This window comes from Candidatus Thalassolituus haligoni (genome assembly GCF_041222825.1).
GTDB lineage: Bacteria > Pseudomonadota > Gammaproteobacteria > Pseudomonadales > Oceanobacteraceae > Oceanobacter > Oceanobacter antarcticus.
Genome location: NZ_CP139482.1, coordinates 1,760,369 through 1,774,760, shown reverse-complemented (window position 1 = coordinate 1,774,760; position 14,392 = coordinate 1,760,369). Strand labels below are relative to the sequence as shown.

At 49.6% G+C, this 14,392-nt stretch carries 19 protein-coding genes and 2 pseudogenes; 6 read left to right on the top strand and 15 right to left on the bottom strand.

Going from position 1 to position 14,392, the window contains the following annotated elements; all coding sequences use genetic code 11:
* Positions 1 to 12: 12 nt before the first annotated feature.
* Positions 13 to 399 (bottom strand): carboxymuconolactone decarboxylase family protein, encoded by a 387-nt coding sequence (locus SOJ49_RS08005; protein ID WP_369857698.1) that lies wholly within the window; start codon positions 397 to 399, stop codon positions 13 to 15.
* Between the two features lie 141 nt (positions 400 to 540).
* Between SOJ49_RS08005 and SOJ49_RS08000 the strand changes: the two are divergent.
* Positions 541 to 651, top strand: a pseudogene (locus SOJ49_RS08000) (DUF4372 domain-containing protein); the annotation flags it as partial.
* Positions 652 to 711: 60 nt separating this feature from the next.
* Positions 712 to 820 (top strand): annotated as a pseudogene (locus SOJ49_RS07995) (transposase); the annotation flags it as partial.
* A 366-nt stretch (positions 821 to 1,186) separates the two neighbouring features.
* Here the strand turns inward: SOJ49_RS07995 and SOJ49_RS07990 are convergent.
* Positions 1,187 to 2,107: an AraC family transcriptional regulator gene (locus tag SOJ49_RS07990; protein ID WP_369857697.1), complete on the bottom strand. Its 921-nt coding sequence runs from the start codon at positions 2,105 to 2,107 to the stop codon at positions 1,187 to 1,189.
* Positions 2,108 to 2,239: 132 nt separating this feature from the next.
* Here SOJ49_RS07990 and SOJ49_RS07985 point away from each other — a divergent pair, with 132 nt between their 5' ends.
* Both SOJ49_RS07985 and tnpB read left to right on the top strand, forming a co-directional pair.
* The gene (locus SOJ49_RS07985) at positions 2,240 to 3,112 is read left to right on the top strand and encodes an SDR family oxidoreductase (protein WP_369857696.1); all 873 of its coding nucleotides are present in this window, start codon (positions 2,240 to 2,242) and stop codon (positions 3,110 to 3,112) included.
* A gap of 455 nt (positions 3,113 to 3,567) precedes the next feature.
* On the top strand, positions 3,568 to 3,873 hold the full coding sequence (tnpB, locus tag SOJ49_RS07980) for an IS66 family insertion sequence element accessory protein TnpB (RefSeq protein ID WP_369857695.1): 306 nt from the start codon (positions 3,568 to 3,570) through the stop codon (positions 3,871 to 3,873).
* Here tnpB and SOJ49_RS07975 read toward each other — a convergent pair.
* From SOJ49_RS07975 to SOJ49_RS07945, 7 genes are all read right to left on the bottom strand, one after another.
* Entirely contained in the window at positions 3,870 to 4,232 is a 363-nt protein-coding gene (locus SOJ49_RS07975) for a hypothetical protein (protein ID WP_369857694.1), read from the bottom strand. The genes tnpB and SOJ49_RS07975 overlap by 4 nt on opposite strands.
* A complete protein-coding gene (locus SOJ49_RS07970) occupies positions 4,229 to 5,359 on the bottom strand; it encodes a flagellar basal body P-ring protein FlgI (RefSeq protein ID WP_369857693.1) in 1,131 nt (376 codons plus the stop codon). Before SOJ49_RS07970 ends, SOJ49_RS07975 begins: the two co-directional genes overlap by 4 nt.
* Positions 5,360 to 5,400: 41 nt before the next feature.
* Complete coding sequence (locus tag SOJ49_RS07965) at positions 5,401 to 7,242, bottom strand: methyl-accepting chemotaxis protein (protein ID WP_369857692.1); 1,842 nt, start codon at positions 7,240 to 7,242, stop codon at positions 5,401 to 5,403.
* Positions 7,243 to 7,441: 199 nt separating this feature from the next.
* Positions 7,442 to 8,179: a flagellar basal body L-ring protein FlgH gene (locus SOJ49_RS07960; RefSeq protein ID WP_369857691.1), complete on the bottom strand. Its 738-nt coding sequence runs from the start codon at positions 8,177 to 8,179 to the stop codon at positions 7,442 to 7,444.
* A gap of 18 nt (positions 8,180 to 8,197) precedes the next feature.
* Positions 8,198 to 8,983 carry a flagellar basal-body rod protein FlgG gene (flgG, locus tag SOJ49_RS07955; RefSeq protein ID WP_369857690.1) on the bottom strand — a complete coding sequence of 262 codons (786 nt, stop codon included), beginning with the start codon at positions 8,981 to 8,983 and terminating at the stop codon, positions 8,198 to 8,200.
* A 28-nt stretch (positions 8,984 to 9,011) separates the two neighbouring features.
* Positions 9,012 to 9,758: a flagellar basal-body rod protein FlgF gene (flgF, locus tag SOJ49_RS07950; RefSeq protein ID WP_369857689.1), complete on the bottom strand. Its 747-nt coding sequence runs from the start codon at positions 9,756 to 9,758 to the stop codon at positions 9,012 to 9,014.
* Positions 9,759 to 10,071: 313 nt separating this feature from the next.
* On the bottom strand, positions 10,072 to 10,575 hold the full coding sequence (locus tag SOJ49_RS07945) for a GNAT family N-acetyltransferase (protein WP_369857688.1): 504 nt from the start codon (positions 10,573 to 10,575) through the stop codon (positions 10,072 to 10,074).
* 574 nt (positions 10,576 to 11,149) lie between these two features.
* Here SOJ49_RS07945 and SOJ49_RS07940 point away from each other — a divergent pair.
* The gene (locus SOJ49_RS07940) at positions 11,150 to 11,389 is read left to right on the top strand and encodes a type II toxin-antitoxin system ParD family antitoxin (RefSeq protein ID WP_369855792.1); all 240 of its coding nucleotides are present in this window, start codon (positions 11,150 to 11,152) and stop codon (positions 11,387 to 11,389) included.
* Entirely contained in the window at positions 11,389 to 11,682 is a 294-nt protein-coding gene (locus SOJ49_RS07935; protein ID WP_369857687.1) for a type II toxin-antitoxin system RelE/ParE family toxin, read from the top strand. The genes SOJ49_RS07940 and SOJ49_RS07935 overlap by 1 nt, the downstream gene beginning before the upstream one ends.
* Here SOJ49_RS07935 and SOJ49_RS07930 read toward each other — a convergent pair.
* From SOJ49_RS07930 to SOJ49_RS07905, 6 genes are all read right to left on the bottom strand, one after another.
* On the bottom strand, positions 11,679 to 11,993 hold the full coding sequence (locus tag SOJ49_RS07930; protein WP_369857686.1) for a hypothetical protein: 315 nt from the start codon (positions 11,991 to 11,993) through the stop codon (positions 11,679 to 11,681). The two genes, SOJ49_RS07935 and SOJ49_RS07930, sit on opposite strands and share 4 nt — an antisense overlap.
* A gap of 206 nt (positions 11,994 to 12,199) precedes the next feature.
* The gene (locus SOJ49_RS07925) at positions 12,200 to 12,391 is read right to left on the bottom strand and encodes a hypothetical protein (RefSeq protein WP_369857685.1); all 192 of its coding nucleotides are present in this window, start codon (positions 12,389 to 12,391) and stop codon (positions 12,200 to 12,202) included.
* Positions 12,392 to 12,484: 93 nt separating this feature from the next.
* A complete protein-coding gene (gene nadS, locus SOJ49_RS07920) occupies positions 12,485 to 12,772 on the bottom strand; it encodes a NadS family protein (protein WP_369857684.1) in 288 nt (95 codons plus the stop codon).
* Entirely contained in the window at positions 12,765 to 13,133 is a 369-nt protein-coding gene (locus SOJ49_RS07915; protein ID WP_369857683.1) for a type II toxin-antitoxin system RelE/ParE family toxin, read from the bottom strand. Before SOJ49_RS07915 ends, nadS begins: the two co-directional genes overlap by 8 nt.
* Positions 13,134 to 13,257: 124 nt before the next feature.
* Positions 13,258 to 13,641 carry a YkvA family protein gene (locus tag SOJ49_RS07910; protein ID WP_369857682.1) on the bottom strand — a complete coding sequence of 128 codons (384 nt, stop codon included), beginning with the start codon at positions 13,639 to 13,641 and terminating at the stop codon, positions 13,258 to 13,260.
* 106 nt (positions 13,642 to 13,747) lie between these two features.
* The gene (locus tag SOJ49_RS07905) at positions 13,748 to 14,359 is read right to left on the bottom strand and encodes a GyrI-like domain-containing protein (protein ID WP_369857681.1); all 612 of its coding nucleotides are present in this window, start codon (positions 14,357 to 14,359) and stop codon (positions 13,748 to 13,750) included.
* Positions 14,360 to 14,392 lie beyond the last annotated feature (33 nt).

Below are 14,392 nucleotides of genomic sequence, written 5' to 3'. Positions count from 1 at the left end.
AACACACGTTATTCAGTCGTTCTCAAAGGCCGACAAGTCGAGTACCTCTGCCGCCGCCCGAAACGCTTCCTGAGTTGCCGGTGCACCGCAATACGGCAAACTGTGCAGCAACACCTCACGAATCTCCTGCGGCGTACAGCCGTTATTCAACGCCCCACGAATATGGCCTTTTAACTCAGTCGGCGACTTTAACGCCGTCAGCATGGCAATCGTGACCAGCGAACGTACATTGCGCGGCAAACCGTCACGCTGCCAGGTCGACCCCCAGGCATGCTCGTTAATCCAGTCCTGCAAAGGCTCCGTCAGCGCGGTGGTATTCTCCTGCGCCCGCTGGACAAAATCGGCACCCATGACTTCGGTACGTACCTTGAGACCATTGGCCTTGCTCTGCTCCGACATAAACATTCTCCTGCCAGTCATAAAACGGTGATGGGATCACTACTGTCCGGTTAACTGACCCGCCAAAAGAAAGAAGCCCGGTTCCCATGCCGTTTCCGGTAAAATGACGCTTACCACAGACATCATTCAGAAGAACCGGGCTTGGCACATTCTAACACCGTACTGGCACAGCGACTCAACGTCATCCCTCGTCATCAATTTCAGAAAACCGTCGATCAATACCAGGCCGACAAACGCACACGAACCTTGTCATGCTGGGGGCAATTGGTGGCCTTGCTGGTGGGTCAGCTGAGTGGTGCTTCCTCTCTGCGAGTGTACAAACAGCGCTGGCAGATTGAATTGTTTTTCAAGTGGATCAAGCAGAATCTTAAGATCAAACAGTTCTATGGTACGTCAGAAAACGCCGTCAAATTGCAGGTTTTAGTGGCGATGATCAGCTATGTGCTGTTGCGTCTGATCCAGCAAGGCGTGGCCCCTGAAAGGCGTTTGGGGAATGTGTCAATCCGACTGGGATCGGTACTTATGCAGCGAATGCCGCTGCTGGAGGTGTTCAGAAAACCACCGGATTTGCCGGATGATACAGGGCAGTTGGGGCTGGGATTTGGTTAACCAGACAGTAGTGTCTTCAGCTACCAATCGCTTCCACTCTTCAAATAATGATTCCATTTGAGACATAATGCGTTCCTTGAGTTTGCTGCCTAACGCCTTGATTAACGGAGTAATATATTTGGCGCTATTTTTGCGGTTCAACGCAAAAATAGCGCCAAATATACGGAGTCCGTTGCATCTATTTGTTAGCATTATCAATTTTATATGACATGCTGTGACTTTTTGATTTTTTAGCATCCCTAGCTGGGGAGTCACCGAACATTCGCATATACTCACGACTAAATTGCGCTGCACTTTTATATCCGACACTCCAACCAGCCTGTTCAGAGGTATAACGTTCTTCAATCAACAATCGTCTGGCTTCCAATAAACGAAAACGCTTTTGATAACCTATAGGCGTCAATGATGTCACTTCTTTGAAGCAGGCAAAAAAAGCAGAACGACTCATGTTTGTTTTTTCAGATAACATTTGAATATCAATTTTTTCGGTCAGATTATCTTTTATATATGAAGCCACCTCCATAATTTTTTGTAGTTTATTACCGGATTTAAAGAACTGATAAAGCAATTCTCCATCAGAGCTTCGAAGCAAATGGTAAACCAGTTCTTTTATTAGCATTGGCCCGAGTATTTGAGCTTCTATTGGATTATTAAGTAATTTTACTAAGCGTGTTGCTGCATCTAACATGCTGTCACTAGCCTGGTGTACAAAAATAGAACGCAAATTTGACTTAGTAAAATGAGTTCGATGCATTTGTAATTTTGAGGAAATTTCACGTATAGATACAAAATCAAGACTCAGCCTTAAAGCAAGAAATGGCTTATCTCCAGAGGCCATCTCTATACAACTCATTACGGGAAGTTCAAGAGCACTGACTAAACAGTGGCCTTGACTTGCAATCAAAGTATCATTACCAAGCTCAATGTTCTTCGCGCCTTGAATAATAATTGCATAAGACGCTTGCCAATTATGTTTGATCATATTATTGACTGAAGAATGCTTTATTAGATCAACACCTGGCATCAACGTCTCGCTAATTCCATCTCTCATAGCATGGGACTGAATGATTTGCGCTAAATTCGAAAATCGACTGGACATTAGCACCTCCTGATGCAATTTAGCCTACCCTTTAAATTTGGATTATTAGGCAATAACTATAGACGATCAGATATACTCTTTGAAGCAACTATTATCTAGAATTATCGCTCAAATTACTTGGAGTAAGATAAAATGATTTTAGTAACAGGCGCCTCTGGTCACCTAGGCAAAGCGATAATTCGCAACTTAACTAACCTTTATCCGGCGAGCATGATTTGCGCACTTGCAAGACATGAAAGCAAGATGGCTGAGTTAATTCCTTTGGGAATACAAGTGCGGGTTGGTGACTATGACAATATTGAATCACTCAATCTTGCCATGGACGGGATTGAAAAAGTATTATTGATCTCAGGAACAGACGAAGACAATCGTGTAATCCAACATTTAAACGTAATTAATGCAGCTAAAAATGCTGGTGTTAGCTTTATCGCTTATACCAGCCGCCTTGTTAAAGATAACAACACATCTCAGAATCAATTAATGGATGGGCACTTTAAAACCGAAGCCCTTATCATTGACTCTGGTCTTGACTATCTTATTTTCCGAAATGGACTGTATTTCGATACCATCCCGACTTTTGTAGGTGGGGATCAAGTATTTAAAGTAGGTAATATCAGCGTGCCCGCAGGAAATGGTAAGGTGTCTTTTGTACTCAGAGCAGAATTAGGAGAAGCAATAGCAAAGGTACTCGTTAGTAGAGAGTTTAACAGAGAGATAATATCATTGACGGCCAACGTATCTTGGTCGCTTTACGACGTTGCCAAGGCACTCACAGAGATCTCAGGTAAATTCGTTACCTATACTCCTATTGAACGCTCAGAATTTGTATCACGAATGTTAAACCTAGGGCTACCGGAACTATTAGCCAACCGTTATGCTGATTTTCAAGGAGAAATCAAGCAAGGCATGCTTGAAGGCACAAGCACTTCACTCGAAAGAATATTAGAAAGAAAACCTACCCAACTAAAAGAGGGAATAAAAGCCGTATTCAATGTCACTCATTAGCACACTTAATTTAATCAAGACACATAAGACCTAAATTGGATTATATTTAATTAATGGATTAATCGTCATGGAGATCGGGATGCTAACGGGGCTGTAGAAAAACTATTTTCGAGAGCGATATTTCTTTCACATTCAAAAGCCATCGATATTCAGTAGTCACAGCCAACCTGAAAAATTCAAAACAGCCAGAAATAAATAAAGCACGATATAACGCATATTCGACCTCTATTTCCTGTTGTTTTCCTTGATTACCTGATCAGAGGTATCAATTTTTCAATATTGTGTACCGAAGCAAATAATTACCCTTGAGCCTGTACCTTCTTTTTACCCCGCAGCCAGTGACGCCCGCTATTCTTCCTAGGTGATCATTGTGGTGCGGTTTGGCTCCGCGATGCTCGACGTCCCTTTGCCGCATCTGCCGCCGTACTGCACATGCTCGGTTTGAGCGCTCCCTCATGCTGAAACCTTCGTCCTCTGTGCGCGTATTTTTGTACAACCAGCCCATGGATATGCGCAAGTCCATCGACGGGCTGGCTCTGATCGTGGAACAGCAGCTGGAGCAACGACCATTCGACGGTGATCTGTTTGTGTTCTGTAATCGCCAACGTGACAAGATCAAGCTGCTGTATTGGGAGCGCAATGGCTTTGTGCTCTGGTACAAGCGTCTGGAGATAAAACCACTATTCGCCTCAATTTTGCGCAAAAATCGCTCACACCAGTCTTTCCCTCGCGACGAACGTCTAAGCCCGACAGGTTCCTAGTGCTTGCTCACACGGTGGTAATGAGATGCCTGTTTTTGCCCCTGACGAGCACGGCCAAGTGACTGTTGCTGTTGTTGTATATCGGCCAGCAGGGTTTTTTCTGTTTGCAGCAGTTGCTGCAAAAAGGCTTCCTGCTCTCCGGTGATACGGATCAGCGAATTGATCTGGGTAAACCAGTCTCGCAGCAGGCGGTCTCGTGTTTCCAGGCGTGGCTGTACACCGTCGCGCACACCTTGTCGAATCAGTGACTGGATTTCCAGTGACAGCCCCTTGATCTGTTCGAACTGCTGTTCGAGGGTGAGTTCTCGCGGTTGCGGCTGTTTTGGCCGCTTGTTTGCTGGCTGCGCGGGCATTGTCATATCACAATCAACTCTGCCTTGAGTGCCCCGGCCTGTTTCATGGCTTCGAGAATGGCCATCAAATCCCCTGGTGCTGCGCCGATTTCGTTCACGGCCTTGATGATGTCGTCGAGCGTGACGCCTGGGCCGAAACGGAACATCCGGTTGTCGCCACCCTGTTCAATATTGATGTTGGTTTGCGGTACGACCACGGTATCACCATCGGCCAGTGCGTTGGGTTGTGTGACGTTGTAGTCTTCCTGAATTGTGACGGTCATGCTGCCATGGGTCACGGCGACGGGTTCTATGCGGACGTGCTGCCCCATCACTATGGTGCCGGTGCGGGAGTTGATGATCACTTTGGCGCGCTCATCGCCGGTTTCGATTTCAAGGTTTTCGATAATCGACAGGTAGGCTACGCGCTGACTGGTGTCGCGGGGGGCGCTGACCCGGATGGAGGTGGCATCAAGCGCTTCGGCAGTGCCTGGCCCCAGCAGGTCGTTGATTTTGTCGACCATATAGCGGGCGGTGGTAAAATCCGGTTGGTCGAGGTTAAACACCAGGCTGTCGCCACGGGCAAAATTGGTGGGAACCGCTTGCTCTACCGATGCGCCATTGGGAATACGGCCAACGCTGGGTACGTTAATGGTAATGCGCGAACCGTCATTGCCGTCTACACCCAGTCCGCCTACCACCAGGTTACCCTGAGCGATGGCATAGACATTGCCGTCCGCGCCTTTCAGCGGCGTAAACAGTAACTGGCCACCCCGCAGGCTTTTGGCATTACCCAAGGATGCGACGGTGACGTCTACCCGCTGGCCCGGTTTGGAGAAAGCGGGCAGATCGGCGGTTACCGATACTGCTGCGACGTTCTTGAGTTTCGGGTCGGTGCCGCCCGGCAGGGTGATGCCGAATTCCGCCATCATGTTGCGAAAGGTCTGGGTGGTAAAAGGGGCTTTGTCGCCGCTGCCATCCAGTCCTACCACCAGACCGTATCCCACCAGTTGGTTGCTGCGGATACCGGCAATACTGGTGATGTCTTTGATCCGCTCGGCCTGAACCGTCGTACTCAGCAGCAGGGCTATAGTCGCCAGCGCCAGCCATGGCCAGCGGCAACGTTTATGCGGCCGGATTGTTCGTGTATTCATGCTGACTCCTTGCTGCCGGATGCCCACGCCGCTGGCGTCGGTCAGCCACAGCGGAACTGTTCGGTTTGTTGCAGCAGGCCATTGGCATGACCGACTACGTCTTCGGAGAAGTGGCGAATGTCTCTTAATCCTTCGCTGCCTCGGGAGACCTGGGTCACGACCCGTTCCAGGCTGCTGACGTTTTCGCGGGTGGTATTGGCAATTTCTTCGATGCTGACGGCTTGCTGCTGATTACGCTCGTTGACCTGGTCGAACAGCTGACTGATGCGGGTCATTGCTGCGGCAGCTTCATCGCCCAGCGCTCGTGACTGGGTCACCTGGGTTTGCCCCTGCGACATGGAGGTCAGTAGCTGTTTCAGTTGCACCTGCATTTCTTGAATAATCTGGTTGATGGAGCCCGTCGCATTGACGGTTTTTTCTGCCAGCGCCCGCACTTCGTCGGCCACTACTGAAAAACCACGCCCGGCTTCACCGGCTCGCGCCGATTCAATCGCGGCATTCAGCGCCAGCAGGTTGGTTTGTTCTGCCAGGCCACCAATCATTGCGGTAACGCCATCAACCCGGTTCGACGAGGTACTGAGGCCATCGAGCTGGGATTGCAAATCATCAAACATATGTGACAGCTGTTCCATGGAACTGAGGGCGTTGTTGATCACGGTGCCTCCCTGGCGACTGGCTTGCTGGGCATCGGATGACAGGTGGTTGGTTTCGTCCAGGGCCTGGGCCATCTCGATCACGGTTTTGCTGACTTCCTGAATAGCACTGGATACCCGCAAGGTTTGCTGTTCGGTGTTGGCGCTGTCGTCTGTCTGGACCGACAGGGTCTTGTTCAGCTCGGCTGCTTGTTTTTGTAATGTCTTGCTGCTGACCTTGACCTGGGAGAGCACGTGCCCCAGCCGTTCGGTCAACTGATTGACGGAGCGTCCGAGGCGATCGAAATCGTCGTTGCTGCCGGTATTTTCTGGCATTTTGCGGGTCAGGTCGCCAGCCGCTATCCGTTCCAGTGTCTGCGCAGTACGGCTTAACGTGCCGATGGCTTTTCTGGAGGTCAGTAGCAATATCAGGATGCTGATCGCGGCAACGGCCAGTCCGGTAACCAGAATGGTGATCCGGGCGCTGTCGACGGTGGTAGCGGCCTCTGCGCGGGCGGTATCCAGAGTGGCCATCAATTGTTGTTGCTGTTGCTGCAGTAATTGCTGTAGCTCGCTGAGTGAAGCGGATTCGGTAGCGCGGTTCTGGTTGTAGCTGTCGATCAGGCTGACCAGGGTGTCCAGCTCGGTCTGGATCGTATTGAGGTGCTGTTCAAAGACTTCGGTGAGATTCATTTCTGCGACAAAAGCAACATAATCTGCCAGCGCGGTTGTCGCCGCCTCAATGGCCGCTGGCGTGCGCTGTTCCACCATATCGTTGATGCTGTCGACCATCAGCCGGTAAGCCTTGCGCATGTTGTAAAACTGGGCTTTGTTTAATGCTTCCAGTGCCTGTGTCAATTCACCCCGCTGGCCGGAGTTGACGTCTGAACCCATCTGTTGGCTATTTTGGTGTTCTTGTTTAAAAGCCCGACTCCAGCTGCTGAAGCTGTCGGTGATGGGTTGGGATAACGATAGATTTGCCTGCCGTAATTCACTCAATAGCTGTTGTTCCTGACGATGCAGCCCGGCCGCCAGCACCTGGTCGTTGCTCATCTGGCTGGATTCGGCAATACCGGCGTACAGTTGGCTCAGTTGTAACAACTGGCCATTTAACCGGGTGACCTGTTCAAACGCACGCGCCTGGCCACTGAACGCCGACAATGCGGCAGATATCAGTAACCCAAAGCCGATAGCCATGATCAGACCGACGACAATCAGGCTCTGACGGAACCCGGTCAACTTGCTTATCATATCCCCACCCCTTGATGATCTGTCTGCGGAACGTTTTTATCGCAGCATGTAATTACCTTAATAACCTTCATAACCTTAGCCGTGTTTTTATCATTTGCCCTGATTCTGCTTCGGGCACGACGAGCTATTGGGCTGTCAAAACAGCGAGCGTTGCGGTTTTCAGGTTCAGGCCGACCTTCCCTGGTCGCCCGGATAGATGTCACAAGGGCCACCAGGGCGAGGTCAGAATACGATCGACCAATCCTTGTTTGGTGCTGTTATTGAGGTTGCCACGCCCGCCAAACGAGATACGCGCATCGGCGACCTTGCTGCTGGCGACGGTGTTGTTCGGGGTTATGTCTTGCGGACGAATCAGGCCAATAATGCGGATGTACTCGTCCCCCTCACTCAGGGTCAGCCACTTTTCTCCGCGTATCCTGAGAATGCCGTTCGGCAGTACTTCGGCCACCGAGACGCTGATTTCGCCGCTCAGGCTATTGGAGCGGTCGGCCTCCCCTTTGCCTTTAAATTGTTTGTCGCTGTTGGTTTCTACCCCGAGGTTGAGGTTCTGCAATCCCGGCGTGGTGCCCAGAATCGTGCCGGCACCAACGCTGTTAGCCGACGATTTGTCGGCCTTGGTTTCTGCGGACTTGCTCGACTGGTACTGCTCGTCAAAAATCACCGTGATGATGTCGCCGACCCGCCGCGCCTGCTGGTCGCTGTACAGCCCCATGCTGTAGCGAGGCTGGTACAACGAGCCGGTAGCCTGTAGCGGTGGTTGCAAACTCTGGGCAGATACCGGGGCAAAATCCGGGTCGCCGGGGAAGACATCACGTTCCATCGGTACCGACGTACAACCACTGGCAAACATGGCAAGCGATAGCGATAACGAGAGAAACAGGCCAGATACTCGCAGTCCGAACACTCGGGTGTATTCAAGAGGGAGCTTGTGAGTCATCACTTTTATACCCCTCACCTAGACGTTCTGGGTCAGGAACTGCAGCATCTGATCCGCTGCCGAGACCACTTTGGAGTTCATTTCGTAGGAGCGTTGGACGGTAATCATTTTCACCAGCTCCTCCACAACTTCGACGTTGGAATTTTCCAGCGCACCTTGCTGAATCGCACCAAACCCCGCTTCATTGGGAATACCGCCTTGCGGTGCACCGCTGGCGGCGGTTTCCTGGAACAAGTTGCCGCCCATCGCCTGCAAGCCCGCCGGGTTGATAAAGTCCATGGTTTCAATCTGGCCGAGATCAATCGGCGTTGGATCCCCCGTCAGGGTGGCTTGCACAATGCCGTCGGTACTCACGGTGACGGTGCTGGCCTGATCGGGAATCGATATCTGTGGCTCCAGCGCGTAGCCGTTCACATTCACCACGGTGCCTTCATCATTGATATGAAACGTGCCATCGCGGGTATAGCCGATGCTGCCATCCGGCATCGCGATCTGGAAAAAGCCACGACCGTTAATGGCCATATCCAGCGGCTGATCGGTCAGCTGTAATGACCCGGTGGTGAAAATTTTCTGTGTCCCGGCGGTACGTACCCCGGTGCCCAACTGCAAGCCTGACGGCAAACGGCTGTCGGCTGAGGAGTTGGCACCAGGCTGACGTTCGATCTGATACAGCAAATCTTCGAACACTGGCCGATCTTTCTTGAAGCCGGTGGTCGCGACGTTGGCCAGGTTGTTGGAAACGGTGGTCAGTGCCAAGTCCTGTGCTTCCAGACCAGTCTTGCTGACCCAAAGTGCATTCATCATAGTGGTTAACCCTTATTGTCTGCCGCGCTTACTGGTTGCCCAGCAACTGTGTTGTACTGGCCGAATTTTCATCCACCCGCTTCATCAGTTTCACCTGCATTTCGTACTGCCGATTCAGCGCAATCAGACTGGTCAGTTCGCTGACGGCATTGACGTTGCTGCCTTCGAGAAAGCCATTGACCAGAGTGATATTGGCATCACCCTGTGCTGGGGGAGTATTGGGGTCGCGGAAGCGGAATAAGCCGTCCTCGCCTTTTTCCAGCAATTGGGCATCGGGGTTCACCAGCTTCAGTTGCACCGGCTCGGCAATACCGACCGGCTGTTCTCCAGCGGGCTGGATACTGACGATACCGGCACGACTGACTTCGATGCTGGTGAATTCCGGCAAGGTCACCGGGCCGCCATCACCGAGCAGTTGCAGGCCGGTGCCGGTCATCAGACGACCGTCGGAATCAACACTGAGATCGCCAGAGCGGGTATAGGCTTCCTGACCATCCGGGCCAACCACGGCAAACCAGCCCTCGCCCTCGATAGACACGTCCATGCTGCGACCGGTTTGTTGTAACGGTCCCTGACGAAAGTCACTGGCTGGCCGTTCTGTCAGGGCATACGCCCGTGATGGAAAATGCTCACCAAACACGCCCATGGCGCGGCTTTGAGTAAAGTCGGAACGAAACCCGGTGGTGCTGGCGTTGGCCAGGTTGTTGGCATGGGCCGACTGACCCAGCGTATTCTGGCGGGCGCCGGACATAGCGATATAAAGTGCCCGATCCATAATGTCCTCCCGGTGCTCCGATCAGCGGAGACCTTGTTCATGTGTGCCGCTGTGTTCAGGACGGCGTAATAACAAGAACAAAGCACGGCTTGTGCCAATAAAAAAAATTACTTTAATATCAATTGGTTAAAAAAAATATCGGCAGTAGTTATCTGACACAGTCAAAAAAACGGCAGCTGTTTGCCGCCCGTCGGCGAAGGGTTTAAAGATAATCAGGGAAGGGTTTGCAGATGATCAGGAAAGACGTGCCATGGTGCCCGCCGCATTCATACCTGCGGCGTTTATCAATACGCCATGCGGTGTCAGGGCAAGATCAGTTATCCAGCATTTTTTGCCAGAACAAGGCATGACCGGCTTCCGGATCGAGTTCGTAGCCAGCAAAGCCGTATTTCAGATACGCCTGTTGCGCTACATGATTGTTGGAAAGTACTTCCAGCGTCACCTTGCAGCAGCCCAGTAAACGGGCCTTGTGCTCTGCCGCTGCCAGTAATTGCTGGCTCAGCCCCAAGCCGCGAAAATCCGCATTAACAGCCAGGTCGTGAATGTTCAGCAAGGGTTGCGCCTTGAAGGTCGAAAAGCCTTCAAAAGCGTTGAGCAGCCCGGCGGGCTGATCATTGACATAGGCTATCCAGCTGTGGGCATAAGGCAGCGTGGCCAGGCGTGCCACCAGAGAGGCACGGCATGCCAGCGGCAAAGGTTCGCCGCCGCCCATTGGATCCGTTGCATACGCATTGAGTAACGCGACCAGATCAGCCGCGTGGCGGGGGTTCAGAAAGTCGACAGCAACGATATCGATTGCAGCGTGTACCTCGGTCATTATCCGGCTCCTGTAAACAAGCCGCATAGCCTAACACAGCGCTTTCGCGACGAGATAGGGTGTGCCATACCTCGTATCTCTAGCAGGCCGTTGAAATTCTTATTCACTTCGCCGACAGAAGCTTTTCAACCCGATAATTCACGCTTATCTGGTTGTTTTCTGAGTGATTTTTCCGCCGGAAACAGGATTCTCCACCCCGTTTCCGTTCATCAGACGGATTGACCCTGTAACTTTGCCATTCGCACCAGGTTGTAAGCCATCATGGTCATCTCAAGAACGCTGTTGACCTTCGCCAGCCCCTTCACAAACCCCCTGGTGTCGTAGTTTTTATCCGCGCCTACGGTTTTACGATGAGCCCCCGGCAGTGCTTTCAGAAGCGTTAGGGCAACTTCAGGAATAAAATCAACAGCCTGCTAGAGCACCCTCAATCTCATCTATTCCTTTATTCGTTAGTAGTTTCATACTCGGAAATATAACGCCGCCATAAACCGCGCGGCTTTATCGCGTCGGCCTGCCTTGCCTTGTTATGGGTGTTTTGGCAGAATATACCAATATTTGGTACAGGAGGCACCCCATGGCTAGAAACACCAGTATTACACTTGGCCCCCACTTTGACGAGTTTATAGCCACACAGGTTGAAAATGGCCGCTACGGCTCGGCGAGCGAGGTGGTGCGTGCCGGGCTGCGCCTGCTTGAAGAAACGGAAAGCAAGCTTGAAAGGCTCCGGCGCCTGTTGGATGAAGGCGAGCAAAGCGGTATAGCGGACTACTCCCTTGAAAACGTTATTGCTGAGCTAGATAACGAAGCCCACTAATGCGCTCATACCTACTCACCGCCGCCGCTCGAAAAGACCTTATTGATATTGGCCGCTTTACCGCTGAAAAATGGGGAAAGCGGCAACGCGACAAATACCTCAAGCAGCTTGATGATGCCTTCAAGCTGCTTGCTCGCCAACCTGAAATAGGCCGCGATGCGGATGACATAAAGGCCGGGTACAAAAAGTTCAGTCAGGGCAGCCATATCATCTTTTACCGAGCTGGCATGGAATCCAAGATCGTTGTGATTCGAATCCTCCACAACAGTATGGATGTGGATCAGCACCTCTAAATGTCACGCAATTTTCTGAACAAGCCAAGGGCGTGTTCTCCATGTTCGATAGCCATATCTAGAAACTCTCGATAATACTGTTCGTTTAGAATATTTTCTGAAATGGTATCGCGCTCTTTATTCGGAGTAAGCCTACCCATCAGCGGTAATTGTGCTATTTTATTTGGTCTTAACATACGAACCCAAGGCCCCATAGACTGCATAACCATGCCGAAGACATCAAATTGCTGCTTGTAGCCAAGGTACAGATCTTTATCGCCTTCTTCCATAACTTCAAACCATGCTGGCATGAATGGTTCAGAGTAAGTCATTAGGCCATCAAGTTTCTCAGCTACGGTGTGAGTAAAATGAGTTTCATACCATGACTCAAAAAACTGTGATTGAAAATCGGGCCAAGTTAACAATTCAATATTTGTTAAATCTGCTGAAGAAAAGGCCCCAGACTGAAAGCCAGTTTTGGCAACGATATAGCCAGCATTAACCCCTAGATCAGAAACTACTGTTCTGAAGCTGTGGACTACATGCTGCGGAATATTATTCTCCAGTTTTTACACTCTACGGCGATAGAATATTTTCTTCCTTTTATTACCTCTTCTGCATAGACATCTAGTTCTACGTCACCACGTACGGTTTCAATCTTTTTTTCTAATTCTACATTAAAGCCACACTGCTCAGCACTAGTGCGACCTGATTTTGGAGATCCTGCCATGAATCTGGCTCTTTGCTCGTAATCATGATTGAAACCTAACGCCTAAAAAAGCCGCGCATTTATGCGTCGGCTTGCTTTACTTGTTAGCACTTTTTACGATGCCAAAGCACGAAGAACAACACCAGGCTCTTTGGCGACAACATTTAGCAAAACCAATGCAGGCCCGTGAGGAGTACGATCACCTCGCTCCCAGTGACGGAGCGTACTCACACTGATGCCAAACGCAGATGCGAATTCATTTTGAGACATACCTACCTTTGCCCTAATTTTTTTTACATCCACTGGGCCGAACTCGTGAACGATTGCCTTTTTAACTTTACCCTCAGAAAATTCAATTGCTTCGGATAGGCCCTGTTTAATACTTGAGAAAGCACTAGTCATTTGAACCACCATAATGTTTGAGTAATAGTTGAGTTAATTTAGCAAGCCCATTGCGTTCGGCTTTGCTGATATTAGCCTTTTCGCCCTTACCAAAAACCGATAATAGAAAGAGAGGAACCGCTCCATTGTGATAATAATAAATCACCCTGACTCCACCGCTTTTCCCTCTTCCCTGAGCAGACCAGCGAAGCTTCCTGATTCCGCCTGTTCCCTGCATAAGATCACCGGATTGAGGGTGAGAAGCTAAGTAGTTGATAATACTTACCTTTTCATCAGGTTTGAGCAAGCCATCGGCTCGTTTCTGGAATTCTGGGAGTTCAACAATTGTCTGGATGGATACAAGTGTAATCCATTGGATCACACCTCGTCAATGCGTGGGTTTTGAGTGCTAACGCCCGGCTAACCGCGCAAATGTTAAATGGCGGCTTTTTTGCGTTTCTTTGCAAAAAAGGTGACAGCGAATATTTGTCCGTTTTAGCCGTTTGTTATGTGATAAATTCATGATAAAACCACTGATCAGATAACAATAAGATTGTAAGCCAAATAAAAATAAAAATGATAGCTGCAATATAACTTGTTGGTCTTTCTGTAGATTGTAGAGCTTTTATTTGGGCCGCCTCAATTATTTCAGGTGGTGTTAAATGAATTATGAGCGCTAAACCAAGTGGGACAATAATAATGTCATCGAGCAAACCAAATATTGGTATGAAATCGGGAATTAAATCAATTGGACTTAATGCATAAGCAACAACAAGAATAGCGATTATTTTAATATGCATTGAAAGTTTAGGATCACGAGATGCAAAATATACGGTAAGCGTCTGCTTTTTTAGCTCATTAGCTTTTTGCTTCAAAACTTCAAATATCATAATTGCGATCTACCTAATCTCACATAACGCCTGCCATAACCGGAGACAAAAAGTGGAGCGCAGCGTAGCTTTTTGGCGTCCGAGTTTATGGCTTTGTTATGCCTTTTCATGACATTGGCTGCCTAATGATGGTTTTCCATTTCTCTGGCGCAGCTCGCCTAATATCACTCAAATATATCTCGTGATGTTTGCCTCTTCTCTGGCTTTTATTCTCCTCAATAAATGAGTGAACTTTTTCTATCGTTGGCCCTTCCTCTGAGAAAGGGCCTATATGCATTATTTGTGCAGCCTTACCTTCCTCAAAAGATTCAAACCTTACCAACGGTAGAGATACCGGGTTTTTCTTGGTTTTCACTTGCTCTATTGCCTTTTCAACCAACTCTTCTGTAACAAGTTCTGGCTGCATGATCATAAGCGTCCATTTCCAGCCATCTTTATTATCGACACTGAAAGATGACATATCATCAGCCCACCAGAGTCCTTCTAGTGGCAGCACGCCATAATCAATGCCTAGTTCGCCCTTCTTAATCATGAATTTCAATGTATATGAAAGTGGATACAAGACCTCAATTGCATCTTGAAATGATTGTGCAGTGTTTGGGTCTCCTTCTCCATCGACCATGAGATAGTTCCATGTTGGCACGTCCACCATCTCAACCTTCTTAGCTGATGGCTTATAGAGGTGCTTGAATTCTTTTTTGTAGTCTATTTTTTCCATCGAACTTTCTCTTTTGAGGCATAACGCCCGGCT

Excerpts from the sequence above, each read along its gene's own strand:
- SOJ49_RS08005 (WP_369857698.1), bottom strand. The coding sequence starts at position 399 with ATGTCGGAGCAGAGCAAGGCCAATGGTCTCAAGGTACGTACCGAAGTC.
- SOJ49_RS07990 (WP_369857697.1), bottom strand. The coding sequence starts at position 2,107 with ATGTCCAGTCGATTTTCGAATTTAGCGCAAATCATTCAGTCCCATGCT.
- SOJ49_RS07985 (WP_369857696.1), top strand. The coding sequence starts at position 2,240 with ATGATTTTAGTAACAGGCGCCTCTGGTCACCTAGGCAAAGCGATAATT.
- tnpB (WP_369857695.1), top strand. The coding sequence starts at position 3,568 with ATGCTGAAACCTTCGTCCTCTGTGCGCGTATTTTTGTACAACCAGCCC.
- SOJ49_RS07975 (WP_369857694.1), bottom strand. The coding sequence starts at position 4,232 with ATGACAATGCCCGCGCAGCCAGCAAACAAGCGGCCAAAACAGCCGCAA.
- SOJ49_RS07970 (WP_369857693.1), bottom strand. The coding sequence starts at position 5,359 with ATGAATACACGAACAATCCGGCCGCATAAACGTTGCCGCTGGCCATGG.
- SOJ49_RS07965 (WP_369857692.1), bottom strand. The coding sequence starts at position 7,242 with ATGATAAGCAAGTTGACCGGGTTCCGTCAGAGCCTGATTGTCGTCGGT.
- SOJ49_RS07960 (WP_369857691.1), bottom strand. The coding sequence starts at position 8,179 with ATGACTCACAAGCTCCCTCTTGAATACACCCGAGTGTTCGGACTGCGA.
- flgG (WP_369857690.1), bottom strand. The coding sequence starts at position 8,983 with ATGATGAATGCACTTTGGGTCAGCAAGACTGGTCTGGAAGCACAGGAC.
- flgF (WP_369857689.1), bottom strand. The coding sequence starts at position 9,758 with ATGGATCGGGCACTTTATATCGCTATGTCCGGCGCCCGCCAGAATACG.
- SOJ49_RS07945 (WP_369857688.1), bottom strand. The coding sequence starts at position 10,575 with ATGACCGAGGTACACGCTGCAATCGATATCGTTGCTGTCGACTTTCTG.
- SOJ49_RS07940 (WP_369855792.1), top strand. The coding sequence starts at position 11,150 with ATGGCTAGAAACACCAGTATTACACTTGGCCCCCACTTTGACGAGTTT.
- SOJ49_RS07935 (WP_369857687.1), top strand. The coding sequence starts at position 11,389 with ATGCGCTCATACCTACTCACCGCCGCCGCTCGAAAAGACCTTATTGAT.
- SOJ49_RS07930 (WP_369857686.1), bottom strand. The coding sequence starts at position 11,993 with ATGACTTACTCTGAACCATTCATGCCAGCATGGTTTGAAGTTATGGAA.
- SOJ49_RS07925 (WP_369857685.1), bottom strand. The coding sequence starts at position 12,391 with ATGGCAGGATCTCCAAAATCAGGTCGCACTAGTGCTGAGCAGTGTGGC.
- nadS (WP_369857684.1), bottom strand. The coding sequence starts at position 12,772 with ATGACTAGTGCTTTCTCAAGTATTAAACAGGGCCTATCCGAAGCAATT.
- SOJ49_RS07910 (WP_369857682.1), bottom strand. The coding sequence starts at position 13,641 with ATGATATTTGAAGTTTTGAAGCAAAAAGCTAATGAGCTAAAAAAGCAG.
- SOJ49_RS07905 (WP_369857681.1), bottom strand. The coding sequence starts at position 14,359 with ATGGAAAAAATAGACTACAAAAAAGAATTCAAGCACCTCTATAAGCCA.